1 protein-coding gene is annotated in these 231 nt (G+C 51.1%); it reads right to left on the bottom strand.

The features are described from left to right. Positions 1–231, bottom strand: a 231-nt coding sequence (locus FY048_RS19035) for a hypothetical protein (protein WP_446092183.1), incomplete at both ends; no start/stop codon positions are given.

Here is a 231-nt window from a genome sequence, read left to right as displayed (position 1 = left end):
GTATTGTCTGCAAGACTCCAGGTGCCGTCACCATTGTTGACTGCTGGATAGTCTGTGCCATCGACATTCACCACCACAGTAGCAGTCGGATCATTCACTGTACCAGTGAGTGCTGGTGTGCTGTCATTGGTGAGCACATCATCGAGTGCAACTACAGGTGCAGTAATGTCCGCAGACACTGTACCTGTTCCTGGCAATGAAGTATTGCCTGCAGGGTCTGTTGCTGTTGCT

The organism is Acinetobacter sp. 1124_18A (genome assembly GCF_052824995.1).
The sequence above is the reverse complement of the archived record's forward strand: the minus strand, read 5'-3'. Positions and strand labels throughout refer to the sequence as shown.